This window comes from Mesorhizobium sp. M7A.F.Ca.US.011.01.1.1 (assembly GCF_003998295.1).
In the GTDB taxonomy this organism is placed as follows: domain Bacteria; phylum Pseudomonadota; class Alphaproteobacteria; order Rhizobiales; family Rhizobiaceae; genus Mesorhizobium.
Map to the genome: position 1 here is coordinate 25,798 of NZ_RZRT01000007.1, position 21,666 is coordinate 47,463.

A 21,666-nucleotide genomic window follows, 5' to 3' on the forward strand; every position below is an offset into this window, starting at 1 on the left:
GCTTGGCAGACTTCGGCGAAGAACGAAAGATTGCAGGTAGGGAGAAGGGGTGACGGGATGGCGAGTGGCAAGCCAGAGAACGGCTCAGAAACGACTACAGCGGGCAAGACGCAGCCTCCTGTACGTTTGAACACGGCGAACTTGAAAAGCACCTATTGCAATGTCTGCAACGCCACCAGCACGCGAGAAGAGGTGGTCCTCAATTTTGGCATCAACCAGAATTGGGATCTTCAGCAGCGAGATCTTGAGATCGAGTTGCACCACCGCATTATTCTGAGTCCATTCGCGCCGAAGCGCTTGCAGGAGCTCATCACGAAGCTCATCCAGGAGCACGAAAATCGTCATGGCGAACTGCGCTAGGCTGCGATTATCGCACCCATCTCTTCGCGCCTTGGTGATAGGCGCCTTTGCGGCGCTTGCCTTCGCCGTTCCTTCGAAGCCCACTCTTGCACAAGAGAGCCCAGCTGCCTTCGATGCCGATTGTCTGATTGAGCCCAGCGCGAGGGTCGAGCTCGGCGCGTCCGTTTCAGGGCTCGTGAAAGACGTGCTTGCCGATCGTGGCGACGCCGTTACAGCAGGTCAAATCGTGGCCGAGCTCGACTCGGGTGTCGAACGAGCTTCGCTCGAGGTGGCCCGCGCTCGGGCAGAAAACGACCATGAGGTGCTCTCCAAAAGATCTCGACTGGAATACCTCACGAAGAAGTCCAAGCGGATAACGAGGCTCGCCGAGGTGAAGGCAGCGTCCGAGGCGAGCCGCGACGAAAGCGACTCCGACCTGAAACAAGCGGAGCAGGAACTGCGCGAGGCCGAACTCAGCCTCCGCATGGCGCAGCTCGAGTTGAGGCGTTCAGAGGCGCTGTTGGAGCAGCGTATGATACGCAGCCCTTACAACGGTGTTGTCATAGAGCGCGCTCTCTCGGCAGGAGCGTACCTTCACGACCAGGCTCATGTGCTGACTATCCTTCAGACCGATCCGCTGTTTGTGGAGGCGTATCTGCCGCTTGGACGCTACGGGCGGATCCAGATCGGCGATCTTGCCGAAGTTTCTTTTCCGGAAGGTCCCGTCGGAGGCAGTCTTACCGCCAAGGTGTCGGTGGTCGACCGGTTCATCGATGCCCCCAGCGCAACTTTCGGCGTGAGGCTTACACTCGACAACCCTGACGGGAGGGTGCCGGCAGGCGTGCGTTGCACGATCAGGTTTCGCACACGCGTTGCAACCCAGCGGCACGATGCGGGATTAGCGCGCGCGACGGGCGCAGATGGAAAAGCGCGAATGCTTGGAACAGGACAGAGTTTTGGCCGGCGTTATGAAATCGACTAGGCCAGAGGGTGCACGGATCTCGAGGTGATCGATGGAGACCCTTGATCAATCCGAAAAGGACGCGACGAGAGACCGCACCGCGGATTCTGGCAAAGTATCGGCGGCGGAAGATGCCGCGCTTTGGGCATCCCTCGCGACAGCCGACAACCTGGCAACGTTTTGCACTTGTTGGCTGGCTCTCCAGTGCAGCCAGATCCAGCAAACGGGGGCTGGCCTGCTTCTGCTTCAGAGCCCAGAAGGTTCGTACCGGCCCGCCGCCATTTGGCCGGACGCCGAAAAGGATGTCTCGTACCTGAGCCCTGGAGCAGAGCAGGCAATCCGAGAACGCCGTGGTGTCGTACGATCAATCCCGGCAATTACGGGGCCTACCGCGCGTGTGCATGTCGCATTTCCAATCGACGTGCAGGGAAACGCGGTAGGCGTCGTCGTGCTTGACGTTGTCTCCCATGCGGGATTCGATCTCAAGACCGTTTTCCGGCAGTTGCAATGGGGGACCGGATGGCTCGAAGCGGCGTTGCTGCGGCAGCGGGCCACAGGCGAGATAGGGCTGCTCGCTCGCGCAAATGCTACCCTCCACATGCTTGCAGTCGTCGAGGAACATTCCAGGCTCCAGACCGCGGCGCTGGCTCTGACGAACGAGGTTGCGGCGCGCTTCGGTTGCGAGCGCGTTTCACTCGGGTTCCACGAGCGGCGCGGAATCCGGATGCGGGCGATGTCGCATTCGGCTTGGTTTCAACGGAAGTCGCAGTTGGTCGATACGCTGGAAAACGCCATGGACGAGGCGTTCGATCAGAGACAACCAGTCTCCTATCCCGTGGTGGCCGGAACCGAACGCCGGATCACGGTAGCTCACAAGGAGCTTGCCTGCTCGGGTCGGATCAGGAGCGTTCTGTCGGTGCTGCTCTCAGCCGCCAACGGACCGATCGGCGTGATGACGCTGGAGCGTCAGGCCAGCGATCCTTTTGACCCCGAGGCGGTCCAGACCCTCCAACTCCTTGGAACCCTTGCAGGCCCTGTGCTGGAACTACAGCGAGGGTCCGAGCGCTGGATCGCTGGCAGAGTTGCCACAAACGCTCGGTCGACCGTTACGGCGATCTTCGGACCGCGCCGACCCGCGCTCAAGCTCGCAGTCCTGTCGGCGCTCGCTTTGTTCGGGTTTCTCGCGTTTGCCAACACGGAATTTCGGGTATCAGCCAAATCCGTACTGGAGGGCTCGATACAGCGAGCCGCCGTAGCGCCCTTTGACGGGTTCATCGCCCGGGCAAATGTGCGACCTGGCGACATCGTACACCAAGGTGACGTTCTTGCTTCCCTCGACGATCGCGATCTCGTGCTGGAGAGCACGCGGTGGGAGATGGAAGTTCGCAAACTCCAGCAGAAACATAGAGACGCGCAGGCGAAGCATGACAGGCTAAATATGCAGGTGCTGCAGGCGCAGATTGATCAGGCAGAGGCCCAAGCGAGCCTCGCCAGGGACAAACTGGCGCGCAGCAGGATTGTTGCCGCGGTCGACGGCTTCGTTGTCTCCGGGGATCTAAGTCAGATGCTCGGCGCACCTGTGCAGCAAGGCAAGGTCTTGTTCGAGGTCGCGCCGTTGAGTTCGTATCGGGTCGTGTTGCATGTCGACGAGGAGGACATCCGGCACATTGCCATTGGACAAAAGGGTACCCTCGCCCTCACTGGGGCTGCCGGCCAGACAGTCCCATTCCGTATCGCCCGGCTGACTTCAGTGGCGACCGCCGAGGACGGTCGCAACTTCTTTCGTGTTGAAGCGGACCTGCTCTCCAACGACCTTCCTCTCCGGCCGGGTATGGAGGGCATCGGTAAGATCCAAATTGGCGAGCGCCGGCTCCTTTGGGTGTTGGGACGGAACCTGATCGAACGTACCAGGCTCCTTATCTGGGCTTGGATCCCCTAATGCCGGACCTGGGAGCACGTGATGGTTGAACCGTTCCTGAGCTCAAACTGGTATAGGGTTTGCGGCCTGAAGCCGATGCTTCGGCTTCACGCGCGCATCCATCGTCATCGCTATCGCGGCAGCGCCTGGTACGTTGTTCAGGACGCCGCCAGCGGCAAGTCCCACCGATTCACGCCGGTCGCATACTATTTCATTGCCAATCTCGACGGGCGGCAAACCGTCGACGCCGTCTGGAACAGTATGGTGGATATGTTCGGCGACAGCGCGCCGAGCCAGGATGAGATCATTGGACTGCTGACGCAGCTTCATAGCGCGGATCTCATTCGCCACTGCACTCAGCCGGACGCACTAGAAGCTTTCGATCGGTTCTCCAAGCAAAGTCAGGCGCTGTTGAAGCGCAATCTCAAGAGCCCGCTCTCCCTGACTCTACCACTCTTTGATCCCGATCGCTTCCTAAAGGGAGCACTGCCGTTTTGCCGCGGGCTTTTTGGGAAGACCGGCCTGGTTCTGTGGGTTGTCGTTGTTGCACCTGCGCTGTACTTGGCGAGCCTTCACTCACACACTCTGACGGAAAATATCTCGGACCGGGTCTTCGCGGCGCAAGGCCTGCTTTTGATTGCTCTCGTCTATCCTGCCGTCAAAGTGCTGCATGAACTGGGGCACGGTCTGACGACGCGGGCCTTCGGTGGCGAAGTCCATGAAATGGGGCTGATGTTCCTGGTTTTCTTTCCCGTGCCCTATGTGAATGCTTCGGCATCGGCCGGATTTCGCAGCAAGTATCAGCGTGCAGCTGTGGCCGGGGCCGGAATCCTGGTTGAAACGCTACTTGCGGCCATTGGGCTCTATGTGTGGTTGACTGTGGAGACCGGCGTCGTGCGGGCAATAGCCTTCGACGTGATGCTCGTTGCCGGCGTTTCGACCGTGCTGGTGAACGGAAACCCGCTGCTCAAGTTCGACGGCTACTTCGTACTGGCCGATCTTGTCGAGATGCCCAATCTCGCACAGCGTTCATCCGAATTTTGGGGCCGCCTGGTCGAGCGTTATGCCTTCGGTGTCGAGAAGGAGCGCGCGCTTCCGCTCGGGCCGGGAGAACGAATCTGGTTGCTTGCTTTCGCGCCCGCGTCATTCATCTATCGAATGCTCATCCTGTTGGGCATTTCGCTGTTTGTCGCAACGCACTACCTGATCCTTGGCGTACTTGTGGCACTGTGGGGAATCGTTTCGGGTATAGCACTGCCCGCCGCCAAGATGTTGTGGCACGTCATCGCCAGCCCTCGTTTGCGCCGTCATCGGGCGCGGGCAGTCATAGTCACGTCCCTCACCTTGCTCGCTGGAACAGCGCTCCTCTTTGCTGTACCGGCGCCGCACCAGACGATGTCACAAGGGGTGATCTGGCTACCGGAGGAAGCCTACGTCCGCGCCGGCGCTGATGGATTCCTACGCGAACTGAAGCGCCAACCTGGCTCACCAGTCGAACCGGGCCAGCCCCTGTTCGAAAGTGTCGATCCGGTTCTGGAGATGCAGCGTTCAATCCTAAAGGTCCGCGTCAGGGAACTTGACCTTCAGTTCCGTGCGGAACGTTTTGCCGATCGTTCGCAGGCCGAGGTGACACGGAAGGAACTGGAGGAGGCCCAGGCTGAACTTGATAGGACCCAGGATCGGTTTCTCCACCTTGTGGCAACCAGCACCGCCGCAGGAGTCCTTGTCGTTGAACAGAGCCAGGACATGCCTGAGCGCTTCTTCCGCCAGGGATCTGTCCTCGGTTATGTAACGCCAACTGCGGCGAGTATCATCCGCGTTGTGGTCTCTCAGGATGATATCGATCTGGTGCGAGAGCGATTGCTTCGGGTCACTGTGCGCATGCCGGGACAGAGTGGCGCGGCGCTTCCGGCGGAAATTCTGCGTGAAGTGCCTGCCGCCTACGACAAGCTTCCGAGTAAGGCTCTGACATCAGGCGGTGGTGGCGCCATTGCCGTTGATCCGCGTGACGCCGAGGGTCTCAACTCCCTAAGACGCTGGTTCCAATTCGATCTGAAGACCTCCGCTGACGTTCTCCCACCAGCTTTTGGGAGCCGCGTCTATGTTCGGTTCGAGCACGAATGGGAACCGGTTGGCCTGCAGATGGCGCGCCGACTGCGGCAGCTCTTTCTGTCCCAGTTCCATGCGTGAGGACACGATCAGGCCTTGGAGGATCGCTGACCTCCGAATGGTGCCGTTTCCCGAAAGACGGCGGGAGTCCGCGAGCTCTCTCGACGATGCTCTCACCAGAGTCCAGGCAAAGGTGAAGCGCCGACCAAGTATGACGTTGAGCGGCTTCAGAACATTTCTGGAAGACGTCGAAAGGTTTGGGAAAGAGTATCGAACGCTCGCCGACCACAGCATTGGCTTAGCCGCTGAAGAGATCAAGCTGGCCCTCTCGCGTGAAGGACTAGCAGAAAGCGTCGTCGCTCGCTCATTTGCGCTGATAGGAGAATGCTCGCAGCGTCTCCTCGGCATGCATTATCATCCGGTGCAACTTATCGGCGGGTTTGCACTTCTAAAAGGCCGACTCGCGGAAATGGAAACGGGTGAAGGCAAGACGCTCACCGCGCTCTTGCCGGCGGCTACAGCGGCGCTTGCTGGAGTTCCAGTCCACGTCGTCACAGTGAACGACTACCTTGCACAGCGGGATGCTGATCAACTCAGGCCCGTCTATGAGAACCTTGGACTAACCGTAGGGCTGGTGCTGCATGGGCAAGATCCGTCGGTTCGTCGCGCTGCGTACGCATGCGACGTCACCTACTGCACCAACAAGGAGCTTACCTTCGACTACCTGCGGGATACGATCGCGTTGCGCGGGCGTCGAAGTGGTGCTCGTGTCTTGCTAGACAAGACGATCGGCGACGGACAGCAGGGTTCCCAACTCCTGTTGCGTGGTTTGCATTTTGCAATTGTCGATGAGGCCGACAGCGTGTTGGTGGACGAAGCCAGGACACCCCTCATAATTTCGCGCGAGACTGACGATCCGACTGCGACCCAGATTTACAAGGCAGCGTTGGATCTGGCCAAAGATCTCACGGCCGGTGAGCACTATCGGTTGTTGGGCACCGAGAGGGCAGTCCGGCTGACCGAGCGGGGGCGGGCCACGGTCGCCGTCGCTGAGGCCTCGCCCGTGGGCGGGCTTTGGGCGTCACGAAGGGTGCGCCTAGAACTGGTGGAGCAGGCCCTGTCCGCCCTTCACCTCTTCAAACGGGATGTCCACTACATTGTGACAGAGGGGAAAGTACAGATTGTCGACGAGTACACCGGGCGGGTCATGGCGGATCGATCCTGGGAACGCGGCCTGCACCAGCTTGTAGAGACGAAAGAGGGCTGTAAGACAACGGGCCGCCGAGAAACACTTGCTCAAATTACGTATCAGCGGTTCTTCAGGCGATATTTGTGGCTGGCCGGGATGACGGGGACAGCTTCGGAGATCTCGACGGAGTTGCAGGAAGTATATGGGCTTGAGGTCGTCAGAATTCCGACGCATCGACAGGTCCGGCGACAGAACTTGGGATCACACCTCTGCCGGACCGCAGAGGAAAAGTGGCGCAAAGTCGCCGACCATGTGCGCGAGTTAAGTAAGCTCGGTAGACCAGTCCTTATTGGAACTCGATCGGTCGAAGCGTCTGAGCAGCTCAGTGCATTGCTCAGTTCGCATGGACTTTGCCACACTGTACTGAATGCCCGTCAGGACGCGGAGGAGGCCGCCGTCATTGCGGCTGCTGGAGAAGCAGGGCGCATCACCGTAGCCACAAACATGGCCGGTCGAGGAACTGACATTCGGCTCTCGCAGAGCATCGTCCAAAGTAGCGGATTACATGTCGTTTTGACGGAATTCCACGAATCTGCCCGCATCGATCGTCAGCTCTTCGGGCGATGCGCACGTCAGGGCGACCCAGGCAGTTTCGAGGCTATCGTCTCCCTGGAGGACGAATTGTTTCGCCGCTACGCCAGAGTCCTTGCTCGAATTCTGTACGCGATTGCTCTAGGCAGACCGGATTTGGCGTCTGAACCCTTCTGTCGTCTGTTGCGCTGGTCTGCACAGCGTTCTGCGGAAAACAGAAATCTAACCGCTCGCAGGCTAACCATGAAGCAGGACGCTAAGCTGGAGAAGGCGCTGGCGTTCGCCGGGGATCCAGAATAGCCGGTTCGGAATTTGCATTCCTTGGGCGTAAGCGGATCTGTAGTTGCCGGTTCAGCAGTAGGATCGTAGATGGACTTGGGGCTAGATGTCGTCCAGAAACTCGGTCCCTGGCGCAACACCGGACACAAACAGGCGATCCCGCGCCCGCGTCGCGGCCACATAGAGGAGTTGCCGCTCCGTCGCGATGACTTCGTCGAGTTCGAACTCGTCGGCGACGTCCGCGACCCGGGCCGCGAGCGGCAAAACGCCCTCGTCACAGGCGACGACCAACACAGCCCGGAACTCCAGCCCCTTGGCCAAGTGCATGGTCCCGACCAGCGCCGCTGCGTCTTCGCCAGGTTTTCCGGAAGAGATCGTCCGGTACGGCAACGCTGCAGCTTCGGCGATGGCACGAGCGCGCGGAAGCTCGGCGGCCGAACGGACGAAAATAGCGATCTGATCTGCAGTCATGCCGTCGTCGAGCGCCTCGCGGATGAAGGCGGTAGCCGCCTTTCGCTCAGCATCTTGATCATTGGCGATCTCGACCGTCGGCTCCAGCCCTTCGAAGACGGATACAGTGCCCCGGCGGTCTTCCTCGAGCCCGTCGATATCGCGGATCGTCTTCGGGATGAGCCGATCGGCCATCGCCCGGATCTGCTGCGATGTGCGGTAGTTGACCTTCAAAGTGGATGAACGGCCGCGCACGTCGATTCCCAGTCCTTTCCAGGAAAACGGCTGCTGGAAGATCCGCTGGCCTATGTCGCCGGCAAAGAAGAGCGCGTCAGGCCTGTCGGGTGCGACAGCCGCGAGGAAGCGTAGTTCCGGCACGCCGAGATCCTGTGCCTCGTCGACGACAATGTGGGTGAAGGGTTTTTCGGTTCTTTCGGAATAGGTCTCTGTCACGGCGGCGAACAGCGAAGCGGGCGTGAACAGCGCCTGCTGCCTGAGGGCATCGTGAACGTGCAAGAAGACCTGCCACAGCACCTCGCGTTGCCTCTGACCCAGGCGATTCTTGCGACCCATGCGCGGCACCTCGGCGTAGGCATCGGCGCTGCCGATCCGCCAGGCGTCGATCACGTTCTCCCATTCGGAGATCAGGAACCGCAGGGAGAATTCCCGCACGCCCGCATCGTCCGCCGCTTTCTCGATCATCCCGCGTACCGTATCGCGCCTTGCAATATGCGCCTTGCGCCCCGTAGAGAGCGCAAACAGTTCCTCTGCGATCCTGCGGAAGGAGGCGACAGTGACGCGGTTCTCAATTTCGGCGCGACCGCCGGAGAGCACCGCCAGCTTACGCTGGAGTGCGGCTGCCAGCGGATCGGAGAAGGTGGTCAAGAGCACGCGAGCATCTGCATCGAGGCGAAGAATCCGCATTACCCGGTGAAGCGCGACGACCGTCTTGCCCGTGCCGGCCGATCCGGCGACGCGCGCTGGGCCGGAATAGTCGCGCTCGACGACGCCGCGCTGGAGAGGGTGCAGGAAAACCGCCCATTTCTCAAACGGCGCGTCGAGGGCAGCCTGCAGTTCCTCAAGTCCTTCTAGAACGCGGAAGCGGCGCATCGTGTCTGGATGCGCCATCGGGTCTTCGACGGGTGCCGCTGCGGGTTTCAAGATTCCAGTCGCGGCGTATTCGAGCAGTGCCTCGGCCGCCTCCTGTGGCAGGCGGGCAGCAAGCGTGAAAAAGGAATCTTCGGTAGCCACGGCGACGTCGGAAAGCCAGTCGGCTGGAACGCCGACGGAGAGCAGCTCGTCCTGCGCCAGTTTTTCGAAGATCGGTGCGGCGGATGCAGCGGGTTCTTCTTCTGTAGGGGCGACATCGAAGGGCAGGTCGGCCTGTTTAAACGCGGTCGTTGAGGGCGGCGCGATCTGCTCGACCAGTTCTCGCACCTCGACGATCTGCACCGCACCAGTCGTCGGATGAGTCTCGATGCGCCGTCGTTCCGCCCAGGAATAGGCGTCTTCGTGATGGCCGACATAGGCGAGCATCAAGCTTCCGCCAGCCTTGTGCACGATGATGCGGATGTCGCGGGAAACCCGCACCGACCAGAAATTCGGATCCTTCGATTTGTCGATCCGGTGGAACTGAAGACCCGGCTGATCGGGATTCGCCTGCAGGTCGAACGCCGTCAGTTTCGCCTGCTTCTGCTCGTCATTGGAGAGCTTGGCGAGGGACGACGTGAAACTGTCGGCGAGAATGGTGGCCATGGACTAACGTCTCTGATCGGTGATGACGAGCGTACGGGATACTTCCGCGCGTATACGAACTTTGTCGCTGTGCTTCGCGCCTAGGAGCATCTCAAACTTTCGATCTCAACCCGCTCGAAAAACATAGTCGCGATGCCATTTTAAATATGGGGCAGTCCCGCTATGCGGCGGTTTCTGCAAACCGTCCGATAGATGCAGTATGCATCGCTCGTCATCCGAAACTAGGCCCGATATCAGTAAATCACCGGCCTCGCCGAATGAGATCAAACCTCGGTCGAACAAAGCGTCGAGATGTGCAACGAGGGGCAGTCCGTTTCGCGGGTCGAGCCTTTCCTTGTTGCTCGAGTCGCGCCAAGGCTTTAGATGCGAAGCGCGAATGACTTCACCTACACCGCAGCCAGTGATGGCGCACTTCCCATCCCAGAAGGCGAGCGTTTCATTTCGGAATCTCCCTTGCCCAAGCCTGGCGTCGATCAACGCAGCTCTCGTTGTTGAAGCGGCGGGTCCAGTTTTGTCTAGATCTGCGAGATCTTCTTGAATATCGGACTCATCTGTGCAGTTCCGTTTCAGCTGCTGAGCCGACAAATTTGTGGGCGACAGGTCAAGGATTCGAAGTGCGGTTTGGCGCGAGATCTCCTGATAAGACCCGAACATTCTGACCAATGAACTCTTTCCGGAAATTGACTGGGGATCTAGTTGGAGCGGTTCCGCAAATGGCACGTAGGATTCTGCAGGGCATATCCAGTTGGGCACCCAGTGGATTTCGTCCTTCCAATGCCGCGTGAACCGGTCTTCATCATCCCGGAACAACTTCCTCACACGCGCGACCGACCAGGCGTCCTGACGAAATTGGTCGCCAATTCCGAGCCTCTTCACTATTGAAAGGCGTCGCTTTTTTTGCGTCTCGTCGAGAAGAGATGTCGCATTTCCTGCGACTGCAATGAGAAATTGTCGCCCCGAATGCGCGGCAATCATGAAAACAAAAACTCGGCCATCATGTGCCTCGAGAGGCTGATTCCCAAAGCCCTCCGTGTGGAAGGCTTTGCATCGTTTGCCATCCTCGGTGAACTCTAATTGTTTTGAGTTATTCCACTCCTCGTGCCCATATCCATTTTCTTTGGGATAGCCGGAATGAACTCTTGCTCCACTGGGTTGGAGATAGGCGTTAGAATTCCACACTACCGGCTTCAGCAAATAAAGCGCCATGATTCCCCCGCCTATACCCCAAACGCCTTCAGAACTTCGTCCCCGATCACCTTGACCGCAATCCATGGCAATTCAGCAATGAATGAGCAGACTATTCTTCTTCCTCCGAAAAGTCCTCTTCATCCGGTTTTTGGTGCTGGCGATTCAACGGCACTTGTCGGAAGTGCGTAACATCCTTGCCAAAGATGCCACCCTTCAAGTTTTTGATAGGTTCGCCCGCCATGATGAGGATGGCTTCGAGATGATTGAGCACGTTGACGCGATCGGTCCGAATCTCATCGGGAACCTCGCGTAAGCCGCGAATATCAACCGCGGTCTCCCAATCGACATCGCAGATTCCGAACCATGAAAATCGTGTCCATCGTTCAGAAAGAACGCTATGCGCGTGCTTGCGGAGCCGAGGATAGAGGCGTCGGTCCTTGCCGCCGGCCTGACCCACATAAATCAGCCGGAAGGTGTCATCGTAGAGAGCGTAGATGCCTCGTTGCTGGGAGAAATCCACACGGCCGCCGTTTATCTTGCGCACGCCGAGTCCAATAAGCCGTCCGTGCCGTCGCTGCTTCCAGTCCACTTCGTGCTTGCGCCAGAAGAGACCGTAATTTCGGATCAAGCGTCCGCTCTCTTCCATCGCACCTCACACCCCAAACACTTTCAGCACTTCATCACCAAAATGATTGATCACCTTCACCGCGATTCTTCCTGTGCTCGGCCGCGGGAATGGCCGGGATATATCGGAATAGAGTGTTTGCCAGGCTTCCTCGTCGATCTCGGCCTTCAGTGCCGTCTTCAGCGATTTGTAGGGATCGTTGGCGCCGAGGAAATAGGCGTGGCGGACGAAGAAGCTCTCTTCGTTGTAGTCGGTGTCGATGAACCAGGCGGCGATGCCCTTGACGTCGTCGGAGCGGATTTCGCCGGTCGAGGGATCGAAGATGTCGATGCCGTTGACCTTCACCTGCAATTCGCCCTGCGCCGTCTCGATCAGGTCGACATCCGGCTCGCCGAATACGACGAAGAGGTTGCCCTTGCCCGTGTTCTTCAAATCCTCAGCCATGTGCAGGTCGGGATTCATGCGCGCCTTCAGGACGGCCAGCGGGCCGAGCCTGTTCAGGTCGCTCGCCTGGGCTTCGAAGTTGAAGGCGCAGGCGATCAGCGCGTCGAAGCGGGCATCGGAAGCCTCGCGGGCGGCGGCCGTGATCTGGCTACGCGTCAGCGTGCCGAATTCCGGACCGATCAGGATTCCCGCGCGTTTTTCTCGGCCATCACCGTCATTGTAGCGGCCTTCCGCGGCAAGGAAATTGCCCGGCCAGGGTTCGACCGAATTGAAATGGATCGTGTCGCGCTTCTCCTGTTGATGCACGCCGGCGCTGCGCAGATGGTCGAGCACCATCTGGCCGAAATCGGCCCCCGGGACATTTTTCGGGTCGGGCTGCATGCCGCCTTCTCCGGCGCGGATTTCGCTGGAAAGCGTGTCGTCACGGGCGGTGACGACGCGATGCGGCGACAGGCTCTCGACCGTGAACGGTCCGGCGACGCGCACCTTCGACTTGTCCTCATAGGGACGATCGTAGAGCATCTCGACATCTGCCGCCTTGGCGATCGAGGCGTCAATTTCCTTTTGGCGGGCGATGCGGCCCTCCCACCAGCACTTGTGCAACTCGCGCACGCGGGCGCTGACTAGCGCGGCCTTGGCGGCGCCTTCTTTGGTGTCCAACCACCCGTCGAGATCGCGCGGGATCTGCCACTCTTCGAACCCGGTCGACAGCTTCGCGTTCAGCTCAGTCCGCAGCGCCTCCAGAACTGCCTGCCACTTCTCCCAGATCACATCGATCTCGGCATTGTTGGCGATGGATTTCAGCGTGATGTGCGGCGCGCGCTCGTAGACGAAACCCTGGCGGATGTCGCCCGAGTTCGTTCCTTGCGGCCGGATCTTACCGGACACCTTCTGCTCCTGCGCGCGGCCTTCCGTGCTGTCGGCAAGATGGTAGTAGGGATAGCGCGCCGACATCAGCCGCGTGCGGGCGAGCGCAAGCGCCACGCGAGACGTGTCGATGGTGATCCACCGCCGGCCCCATTGCTCGGCGACCGTCGCCGTTGTGCCGGAGCCGCAGGTCGGGTCGAGCACCAGGTCGCCTGGGTCGGTGGTCATCAGGATGCAACGTTCGATTACTTTGGTGCCGGTCTGCACAACATACAACTTGTCGTAGGCGAAACCGGAATGCCCCGTATCGTCCCAAAAATTTGAATAGGGCGAAACGGGGTAATCATCCAAGAAGCGAACGTAGTTGAGTGTATTGTCCGTTCCATATATCCGATCGGCTTGAGCGGCCCGCCGCAGCCCATCAGGATACCTAGGCTTCCAGTGGCTACTTTTGGTCGGGTGATATGTGCGTCCTTGAAAATCAAAGGGCGTAGGCACCTTTGCAGCACCTTGCCCGCATAGATCGCTAATTCTGAATATCCGGGCGGATGAAGGCAGTGCGTCCAAGTTCGCGATTTCGATGGCCGACAGCCGCCTTCGATTGCCGATCCCAACTTCAACGCTTTTGTAGGCGCTACCGTCCTCGTCGGCTCCACGCTTCTTATGATAGAGGGGTCTAAACTTCTTTTGCCTGCTGTTCTTCGCATACCAAATGACGTAGTCGCCGACTCTGCTGAGCCCGTCAGTTGCGAGGCCTCCAGTTGTGACGAAATAAATAGTGCTTTGGTAATTCTCCTCACCAAACACCTCATCCATAAGCGCTCGCACGCGATGCACGTTCTCGTCGCCGATCTGGACGAAGACCGAGCCGCTTTCCGACAGCAGCTCGCGCGCGACCGTCACCCGGTCGCGCAGATAGGTGAGGTAGGAGTGGATGCCGTCCTTCCAGGTATCGCGAAAGGCTTTGACCTGTTCCGGCTCGCGCGAAACGTCGGTCGCCTTGCCGTCTTTCACGTCGCGCGACAGCGTCGAGACTTGCCAGTTGGAATTGAATTTTATCCCGTATGGCGGGTCGAAATAGATGCACTGCACCTTGCCGCGCATCGCCTCGCGCTCGGCAAGGCTCGCCATCACCTGCAAAGAATCGCCGAGAATGAAGCGGTTCGTCCAGTGCTGCGGATGCTGGTAGAATTCGGCGCGCGCCTCCGGATCGGTGATGCCGTTGAAGTCTGAAAAGAAGGTTGGGGCGTCGGTCTTTTCTTCACGTGCCCTGTCGGATCTGCGCCTGAGATCGTCGATCAGGTGCCTCGGGTGGATCGCTTCCTGACGATAGATCGGTGGCGCATTGACGACGAGGTCGGACCAGTCCTGCGAATCCTTGCCCTTCCAGACGAGTTGGGCGTCGCCGATCTCGATCTCGCCGGTCTCGGCGAGCTTACGCATCTGGTCCTTCGTGATCCTGATCTTGACGCCATTCCAGATGATCTGCGGGTCGAGATCGCCGTCGCGTTGCCTGGTTTCGCCGTTGGCCAGCGGCCGCGCGCGCGGCAGCGAAATGGAATGATCCGCGCTGCCCAGGATCTCTTCCTGCTGCTCGAACAGCGAGGCCATTTCGGCGGTCGGATTGTTGATCCGCCGCGCCTGGTCATGGGTCAGCGCGTCGATATTCTTCTGCGTCGGCGTCTTTGCCATCGGGCAGTCCAATCAGGATCGTCAGAGAAATTTCTTTATGAGGAAGTGATAGACGGCAACGATCTCGTCGTCGCGCTCACGCTCGATCCCCTTGATGGTGAAATCTGAGACCTTCCCGACAATTTTTCCCAATCCGGCGCTGGAACCATCCCTAACCACACCGGCTTTCACATTCCCGATCGCTGATCCCAGCCCAACGGAGGAACCGGTTCGAATAACCCCATCCTTGACGTTGCCAAGGGCGGATCCCAAACCGGGCGAGGAGCCATTTCGAATAATTCCGTTCTTGAGGTTTCCAAGAGCATTGCCCAGCCCGATAGAGGACCCGTCACGGATCACGCCGTCCTTGTAGTTTGCCATGCATTCCCCCTTTGCTTGTCAACGTTTTTAGACGGCGAGCCCGACCAAAGCGCGCTCGAAACGCGATGCCTCCGTGGTAAGCCAGTCGCTCATGGCTGGCCAATTGTCGGCCGCGAAGCAGTTGACCTGCCATTCCGACATGAACGGAAACTCCGCCGAACTGACCGCCGGATCGAGTTTCAGCATCTCGGAAAGGCGAACGGCATGCGGACGCACTCGCTCCGCGACGTCAACCGCACCAAGCTTCTCGTTGCGGCCGAGGAAAACCCCGCAGCGATCCTTGTCCGGCGAGACGTACATGGTGACGACCAGATCGACTTGTGGCAGCGAGCGCTGCCAGTAGAATTTTGACTTTGCAGCCCGCCTGCCTCGTTCCTCCGGGTGCCGTTCTTCCAGCACCTTCCAGAAAGAATCGTCGTCGAATTCGGCGGCGGTGCGGGGGCTGATGTCGAAAATAGTGTTCATGCTGGGGTCATTTCGCTTGGAGAAGGGGCGGCCGTATCGGCCAGGAAGGCATAGCGTTTGCTGAGATAGTTCGCCCAGGAATCGTCTGCGGGCACATTGGCTATCAGCGGGCTGAATAGCTTTTCGGTCGAGCGGCTAAAAAAGTCTTCGGGATCGACCAGCAAGGTGCGGTAGACCGTGAAGGCATTGTCGCCGAGCGCTCGCAGCGCGGGCGACGTGACACGCGAAAGCCGCCGATTGCCGGCCGGCGCAATATGCAGCACGCGGACGCGTTCCGCGCCGTCTTCCTTCGTTGCCTGCGTACGTGACGCCAGCATTTGCTGACGAAAGAGCTGGTAGAACGGCTCCCAAAACAGGTCGGGAAGTTTCAGGTCGGCATTGCTGCGCAACGGGCCGAACGGCGCGAAGGCAATGTTCTGGTATCGGCGAAGACGCTCCGCTTCGCGCTTTGGTTCGGGCGGAGCGCCATAGGATTCAGTGTACTTCCACTCGATCAGCAAGGTCTCGACGCGGCCCGCCTGTCGGAAGCGCACAATGGCATCTGCGCTGGTAACATTGACGCCGCGCTTCGGCGATCCAGTTCGGGGCCATTCGTTGAGGTGATCCTTGCGGCCGATCCATTCGAAGCCGACCAACCAAGGTTCGCCGTCCGGTCCTTTCTCGACCTCCAGCATTTCCGGAAGTTCGCCGCCGATGGCCTGCTGGACCAGACGCGCCAACAATTCCGGGCGCGTCGCGAGAGGCATCAGGAAGTTCAGACAGCAGACTTGCGAGGAAAGCCCATGAGCGGCGTGCTGATGCCAGGCGATGGCGTTGTCAGAGAAATAGCGGGCGGCAATGTCGCGGATCGCAGGGTTGAGGTTCGAAAGGCGGTTCGCAGGAGCAAGGCGATAGCCGCTCCCCTCAAAGCCGCCCTCGCCGGGAAGATACGCTTCAAAGAAAGCCGCCTGACGCGTGCGTTCCTGTGCCACGAAGTGGGGCTCGCGGGGGTCGGTCATGCGTCGGTCCCACCCAGAGTTTCGCGCAGGGCCTTTTCATAGCGCTGCGAGGTGTCCCACAGGAAATCGGCCGCGGCGTCCCAATTGCCTTCGTCGTTCATGTCGAGATCAAGCCTGATGGAGAAGAACCTGTCGCTCTCGCCTGGGCTTTTCAGAGGAGCGCCAAGTGCTGGAAGCAGTTCGTCCTGCCAGTGTGTCAGGCGCTCGCGCAGCTTCGACGCTTTCCCGCCTTCCATCGTCCGGACGAAGACGCGGACAAAGTCGATGCCGGTGGTGATGCTAATCGCCAGACCCAGTTCCGGCATGGTGTGCCAGCGCGCGCCGACAGGCTGCGCCTTGCCATGCAGCATCTCGCCCTTGTGACGGCCGAACATATGCAGCCAGAAGCGCTTGATCACATCTGTCTTGAGGTCATTGTAGATCATCGCCCGTTCACTCCGCCGCGATGGTCATTTCGGCTTCGACACCGTCATCGTCACGCTCGTCGTCCTCACCTTCCTCGGGAACGTCGCCCTTGTAGGCTTCCTTGCCCATTGCGGTTTCGATCAACGCGAGAAGGCGCCTCTGGCGTTCGGCCATGAATCCTTTGAAGTCGTCGGCGCGTAAGAGCGCCGGCTGGATCAGATGGGAGGCAAGATAGGCGTCTAGTTTCGCTGGCTCGATCCGAGGGTTCGTTTCGCTGCCAGCCTCGAGACGCGTCAGGTATTGCGACGGCGCGACCCCACCGATGATCCGGTTGGTCTTGTACGAAAGAGGCGTCTTGTTGATGATCGAGTCGAATTCATCAGGCTTGATCGACTGCCGGCGGCACCAGTCCTGCGGAAAGATGTGGTGGATGTCGACGTTCTCGCCAAAGAAGACGGTGTGGTCGAATTCCTGGCCGGACCGAAAATCCTGAGCCCTTTCTTTCATCAGCAAGGCGTTGACCCCCTTATACGCCGCCGACAGGCGCATGCGCATAGTCTTGAGGCGATCCGAACGGAACATGGTCTCGCTGATAGTCGAGGGAGCATCGCCGCCTTTCAGCCAGGCCGGGACTTCCGTGAAATCCCGAGCGATGCGGGTGTCCACGGCCGAGCCGTACAGCTCGCCGAACACGCCACTCCAGTACCACTGAACCAGCTTGGCCCGATTGGCCTCGTGCTCCCACGCGTCCCCGATATCGGCAAGGATCGCAGCGAGCGGCACGATCTGCGACTGATAGGGCAGGTCGAAGATCCGGTAGATATGGAGCATGTGCAGGAATTTTGCCGCTTGCAGAAAACCGCGCTCCACCTGCTTCTCGTATTTTTGGTAGGACTCGAGTGGCAAGCTCAGCAGCGCCTGTCTATTGCCGGTGACGGGCGGCAATTCCTTGCCATGCTTCCCCGCAGCCTCAGCGGCACGTCGGCGGTCGCGCGTGTGGAAGAGCGAGATTGCCTGCAGGAAATCCGTGTTGGCGACGTTGGCGATGATGCCGGTTTCGTGACCCGCTGGGTGCAAGGTTTCGGCGAACAGCCGATGTCGCCCCTTTGTGCCATCGCCGCCAAACCAATCCTTGCGAAGCTCGTGGCCGCTTGCGGCATACATGGCCGTCACGAGTTCGAAAGCGTCGAGCGGCTTCCCACCAGTGTTCACCTTTTCGAAGACCACGCAGACGGCTTCTTTCGAGGTGTTCTTCCCCAGCGCGATAACCGGAACCTGATAGCTGGCGAAATTGGCGACGATCTCGTCGTGAAAGCGGTTGATGATCGGCCATTTCTCCTGAAAGTCGCCTTTGGCGTTGCTGTGTCCGATAAACTGCATCTGCCACTCGTTCCAGTGGAACACCATGGCAACTGGATACATCAGGTTGTCGAACTCGGCCTGGCGGGACGAAAGGTCAAGAACCACTTCCTTGCCGAAGTTCTCGCGAATGATTTTGTCTTCCGGCACGCCGATAATGGCGTCCTCGCGGTCGACCGCTGGATCAAGAGCCTTCAGAATGTCGATGTAGAACCAACGCCGGACTTTTTTCTTTTTCGGTGTCACGGTCTCCACGACCGAATTGCGAATTGTGACCTGATAAAGCGACGTCATCCGTTGCTGCCCGTCCAATAGCAGGGATGAGGGCTGAGCATTCTTGGCCTGATCGGGCGCTCCCTCGACAGGACGTGGCTTGAAGTCAACCTCTCCGCCCGTCTCAAGCGTCATCAAGGCGCCGACTGGAAATGCCCGCGATACGGAGGCGATCAAGCTCTTTATGCGGTCTTCGTCCCAGACCCAGCTTCGCTGAAAATCGGGGAGCTGAAGCGCCCCACTGTGACAGCTCTGGAGGAGGTTATGGAGATTATAAGGATTGGTCTGGAATGCGGCCCCCGCCATGATTTACGCGATCTCCCTTAATTGATTCCTGTTTGTGCTGGAGGCGATGAGGCTATCCATCAGCTTTCCGTATTCTTCCTGGATCGCGAACGCATCGCGGAATTCGGCGAAAGCCCATCGTCCAAAATTCTTCAGATTGTTCACGCCCGGCACCCAGAGATTTTCCATGGTCTGTGCCTTGAGCCGCGCATCCAGACCGCGAAACCCTTTGATTTCGACGACGAGGTTGAGCGGGTCGTCCGCACTGCGCCCGTCATCGATCTGGACAATGAAGTCCGGCAGATAGCGGCGCGTGACGGAGCCGTTGAGATAGGGAATTTCGAAGCCCAGTGCCTGGTTCTTGACGTAGGAGAGGGTTGAAGGGTGACCCTCGACGACGCGGGCGAACTCCGCCTCCCAGTCAGAGTCGCAGACGACGTAGTTGATGTGGCTCTTCAAGGGTGAAGTCGTCCACAGATTCGTCTTGGTGGTATTGAAGGCGACATGATTGGTCGAGCCGTGTGGATTGTATGGGTCGAGCATCGCCTTTACGACCGGCGCACCGTCGGCGCTCGCTTCGCGAACGATGCCCGAATAGATGAGGCTTGCGGCTTTTTCGGCGATCTCGGCATAGGTGAGCATGCCAATCTTGGTGCCGCCGGAAGTCTTCAGGTGGTTTTGAATCCAGCGCCGGGTGATCGGCTGGACGAGATTGAACAGATGGTAGGGCGGGTCCTGGTCGCCGTCGCGAAAGTACCGTTCCACCAGCCGCTTGGTCAGATGCATCCCCACTTCGCTCGGCCGCATGTCATCAAGCGCATCCGGCGAGATGTCGTGGCCTTCGCCAACGAGTCCTTCAAGGCGGGTCTCGCAGGGGCCGACCAACTCCGGCGTCAACGTCAATGTCGAGTCTGGTGTAAACGTTGCAGAGATGCGATCCGGCGGCAGCTCCGTCCGGTAACCCGCGACGCGGGGAAAGCGGATAGCGAGGCGCTCGCGCTCCCGAACGGCGGCAACGCGCGTGACGGGCTTGGGCGGGTTCTTCGTGACCTTCTGCGGTTCGGTGGCGAAGTCGAAGGGAATGCCCAGGATGTCGGCGTATTCGGTATCGAACAGTCGGTTTCCAGCAGGGTCGGTATTGTCGCCGAGTTCGTAGGATTGGCGCCTCAGACCGCGGCCGATCACCTGCTCACACAGAAGCTGGGTTCCGAAGGCGCGGACGCCGAGAATGTGCGTGACGGTATTGGCGTCCCAGCCTTCGGTCAGCATGGAGACGGAAACGACGCAGCGGATCTGCTCGCCGAGGCGCCCTTTCTGACCGACCGTGTTCATCACCTCACGTAGAAGCTCGCTATCGGAAATGTTTCCGGCGGCAGCTCCTTCGCGCTCCTGCTTCTCGCGCCGGAACTGCTCGATTTCGCCCGCTGCCATTTCATGGAAACTAGCATCCAGCGCCTCGCCGGATTCGATCTGCTGGGAATCGATGAGCAGAGTGTTCATGCGAGGCAGTGGCTCGCCCGTGTTCTTGTCGTAATTGCTGAACAGCTCAAGATGCCCATGATGGATGGTTTGCATCTGGCCTTCGCGCTCGCGTTGCCATCCAGAGACCCATTCATAGACCAGCTTGGAGCTTGCCGTGTTGTTGCAGACCACGATGAAGACCGGCGGCACCGAAATTCCAGCGCGCTGCCATTCGTCATATTCAGTCTTGTAGTGGCTATAGAGGGAGATCAGCGCGGTCTGGAGCTGGGCGGGGATCGAAAGGGGGTCGAGTTCGCCGGACTTGCCCGCCCCCTTTTTCGGCATGGCTTTGCCGATATGGTCCCACAAATTGCGATAGACTGGCGCCTCGGCGTTAACGGCGTTGTCCGAGACCGGCACGCGCGGCAGTTTGACGATGCCGCATTCGATCGCGTCGACGAGGCTGAAGTCCGACACCACCCACGGAAACAGCGTGCCTTCCTCGTAGCCCGAGCCGCGCAGGAAGAACGGCGTGGCCGAAAGGTCGTAGACAGCGCGCAGGCCGACCTTGCGCTTAAGCGCTTCCAGCCCGGAAATCCAAAGCCGCGCGGCCTCGTTGTTCTTCTTCGCCTCTTCCTTTTCCTCGCCCTTCGCCTCTGACTCCTCGTCCGTGCCTGGCCGCTCGCGGTAGCAATGGTGGGCCTCGTCGTTGATGACGACGATATTCTTCAGGTGAAGGAGCTCGCCGCAAGCGCGGGCGAGCATTTCGCCTTCGCTTTCCTGCTTCTCGATCGGCTGGCCGGTGCGCCCCTGCATCAGCCGTTCGCCGACGGGATTGAGGTCGTGCGCCTTGCGGCGCTGGAAGGCGTGGTAGTTGGTGATAACGATCTTGGCCTTGCCGAGATCGGTCATCAGTTCGGCCGGAACCAGCTCGCGCGTGCGGTAGTAATTGTCCGTGTCTGAAGGATTCAGCACGCGCAGCCGATCCTTGATGGTGATGCCGGGCGCCACCAGCAGAAACCCTCGCGAGAAGAGCGACGAGTTCGGCTGCCGCGCTGCGTTGATCGACTGCCAGGCGATCAGCATGGCCATGACAGTCGTCTTGCCGGCGCCCGTCGCTAGCTTCAGGGCAAGGCGAAAGAGTTCCGGGTTTGCATCGCGATTGGCCTCCTGCAGGTGGCGAAAGATGTGCGCATACTGCTTTCGCCCGCGCGCAACCTCGGCCAGCCAGATCGCAGTCTCGACCGCCTCGGTCTGACAGAAGAACGGCTGCTGGTTGGAGAATTCGTGATGCCGCCAATGCTGCAGCAGACGCTGGGTCACCGGCGTCACGCCCCAGTCGTTGGGATTCGGCAGTGCGCGCCAGGATTCGATGTGGCCTCGGATCTCGTTGATGATCGGAGTGGGGTTGTAGCCGCTTTCGCTGGTTTCCTCGGCATCGAAGCCGAGCGAGGTCTGGCCGTGCGCCGAACCCGACCTCGAGCGCCGCGCCTTTGGCACCGGCGTCACATATTTCGATCGTCTCCGCCCTTCGATCGGCGGATGTTCCAACGGTTGACCGTCATCCCCCAGCGCATGATGCCGCGTCGGCGGCAAGTATGGAGAATTAAGGATCGGCTCCGCGTAAAAAGGTTTAGTCATGGCCGCCCCCCA

The 21,666-nt window shown here is 59.6% G+C and carries 16 protein-coding genes; 6 read left to right on the forward strand and 10 right to left on the reverse strand.

Annotated elements, in window-relative coordinates; genetic code table 11:
- The first annotated feature begins 57 nt into the window (after positions 1-57).
- The 5 genes from EOA13_RS11005 to EOA13_RS11025 are packed head-to-tail and all read left to right on the forward strand — an operon-like array spanning position 58 to position 7,407.
- Complete coding sequence (locus tag EOA13_RS11005; RefSeq protein ID WP_127292399.1) at positions 58-360, forward strand: DUF3467 domain-containing protein; 303 nt, start codon at positions 58-60, stop codon at positions 358-360.
- Entirely contained in the window at positions 344-1,321 is a 978-nt protein-coding gene (locus tag EOA13_RS11010) for an efflux RND transporter periplasmic adaptor subunit (RefSeq protein WP_127292402.1), read from the forward strand. Before EOA13_RS11005 ends, EOA13_RS11010 begins: the two co-directional genes overlap by 17 nt.
- A gap of 31 nt (positions 1,322-1,352) precedes the next feature.
- Positions 1,353-3,239, forward strand: coding sequence for an HlyD family efflux transporter periplasmic adaptor subunit (locus tag EOA13_RS11015; RefSeq protein ID WP_127292405.1), 1,887 nt, complete (start codon positions 1,353-1,355; stop codon positions 3,237-3,239).
- A 21-nt stretch (positions 3,240-3,260) separates the two neighbouring features.
- On the forward strand, positions 3,261-5,408 hold the full coding sequence (locus EOA13_RS11020; RefSeq protein ID WP_127292408.1) for a peptidase M50: 2,148 nt from the start codon (positions 3,261-3,263) through the stop codon (positions 5,406-5,408).
- Between the two features lie 37 nt (positions 5,409-5,445).
- The gene (locus EOA13_RS11025) at positions 5,446-7,407 is read left to right on the forward strand and encodes a DEAD/DEAH box helicase (RefSeq protein ID WP_127292410.1); all 1,962 of its coding nucleotides are present in this window, start codon (positions 5,446-5,448) and stop codon (positions 7,405-7,407) included.
- 81 nt (positions 7,408-7,488) lie between these two features.
- Here the strand turns inward: EOA13_RS11025 and EOA13_RS11030 are convergent, their stop codons facing one another.
- Positions 7,489-9,288: a 3'-5' exonuclease gene (locus EOA13_RS11030; RefSeq protein ID WP_245490356.1), complete on the reverse strand. Its 1,800-nt coding sequence runs from the start codon at positions 9,286-9,288 to the stop codon at positions 7,489-7,491.
- A gap of 63 nt (positions 9,289-9,351) precedes the next feature.
- On the opposite strand from EOA13_RS11030, the gene EOA13_RS38625 reads away from it, so the two are divergent.
- A complete protein-coding gene (locus tag EOA13_RS38625) occupies positions 9,352-9,675 on the forward strand; it encodes a hypothetical protein (RefSeq protein WP_245490357.1) in 324 nt (107 codons plus the stop codon).
- A gap of 21 nt (positions 9,676-9,696) precedes the next feature.
- Here the strand turns inward: EOA13_RS38625 and EOA13_RS11035 are convergent, their stop codons facing one another.
- The 9 genes from EOA13_RS11035 to EOA13_RS11075 all read right to left on the reverse strand — a co-directional run bounded on the left by EOA13_RS11035 (position 9,697) and on the right by EOA13_RS11075 (position 21,654).
- Entirely contained in the window at positions 9,697-10,797 is a 1,101-nt protein-coding gene (locus EOA13_RS11035; RefSeq protein ID WP_164780050.1) for an HNH endonuclease, read from the reverse strand.
- 91 nt (positions 10,798-10,888) lie between these two features.
- Positions 10,889-11,425, reverse strand: coding sequence for a GIY-YIG nuclease family protein (locus tag EOA13_RS11040; RefSeq protein WP_127292418.1), 537 nt, complete (start codon positions 11,423-11,425; stop codon positions 10,889-10,891).
- A 6-nt stretch (positions 11,426-11,431) separates the two neighbouring features.
- Positions 11,432-14,407, reverse strand: a complete 2,976-nt coding sequence (locus EOA13_RS11045) for a site-specific DNA-methyltransferase (protein WP_127292420.1) — start codon at positions 14,405-14,407, stop codon at positions 11,432-11,434.
- A 21-nt stretch (positions 14,408-14,428) separates the two neighbouring features.
- Positions 14,429-14,767: a hypothetical protein gene (locus EOA13_RS11050; protein ID WP_127292423.1), complete on the reverse strand. Its 339-nt coding sequence runs from the start codon at positions 14,765-14,767 to the stop codon at positions 14,429-14,431.
- Between the two features lie 27 nt (positions 14,768-14,794).
- Entirely contained in the window at positions 14,795-15,232 is a 438-nt protein-coding gene (locus EOA13_RS11055) for a hypothetical protein (protein ID WP_127292424.1), read from the reverse strand.
- On the reverse strand, positions 15,229-16,230 hold the full coding sequence (locus EOA13_RS11060; protein ID WP_127292426.1) for a hypothetical protein: 1,002 nt from the start codon (positions 16,228-16,230) through the stop codon (positions 15,229-15,231). The genes EOA13_RS11055 and EOA13_RS11060 overlap by 4 nt, the downstream gene beginning before the upstream one ends.
- Positions 16,227-16,655: a hypothetical protein gene (locus EOA13_RS11065; protein ID WP_127292428.1), complete on the reverse strand. Its 429-nt coding sequence runs from the start codon at positions 16,653-16,655 to the stop codon at positions 16,227-16,229. The genes EOA13_RS11060 and EOA13_RS11065 overlap by 4 nt, the downstream gene beginning before the upstream one ends.
- 7 nt (positions 16,656-16,662) lie before the next feature.
- Positions 16,663-18,573: a DUF262 domain-containing protein gene (locus EOA13_RS11070; protein WP_206535272.1), complete on the reverse strand. Its 1,911-nt coding sequence runs from the start codon at positions 18,571-18,573 to the stop codon at positions 16,663-16,665.
- Between the two features lie 3 nt (positions 18,574-18,576).
- Positions 18,577-21,654: a DEAD/DEAH box helicase family protein gene (locus tag EOA13_RS11075; RefSeq protein WP_127292431.1), complete on the reverse strand. Its 3,078-nt coding sequence runs from the start codon at positions 21,652-21,654 to the stop codon at positions 18,577-18,579.
- Positions 21,655-21,666: the final 12 nt, after the last annotated feature.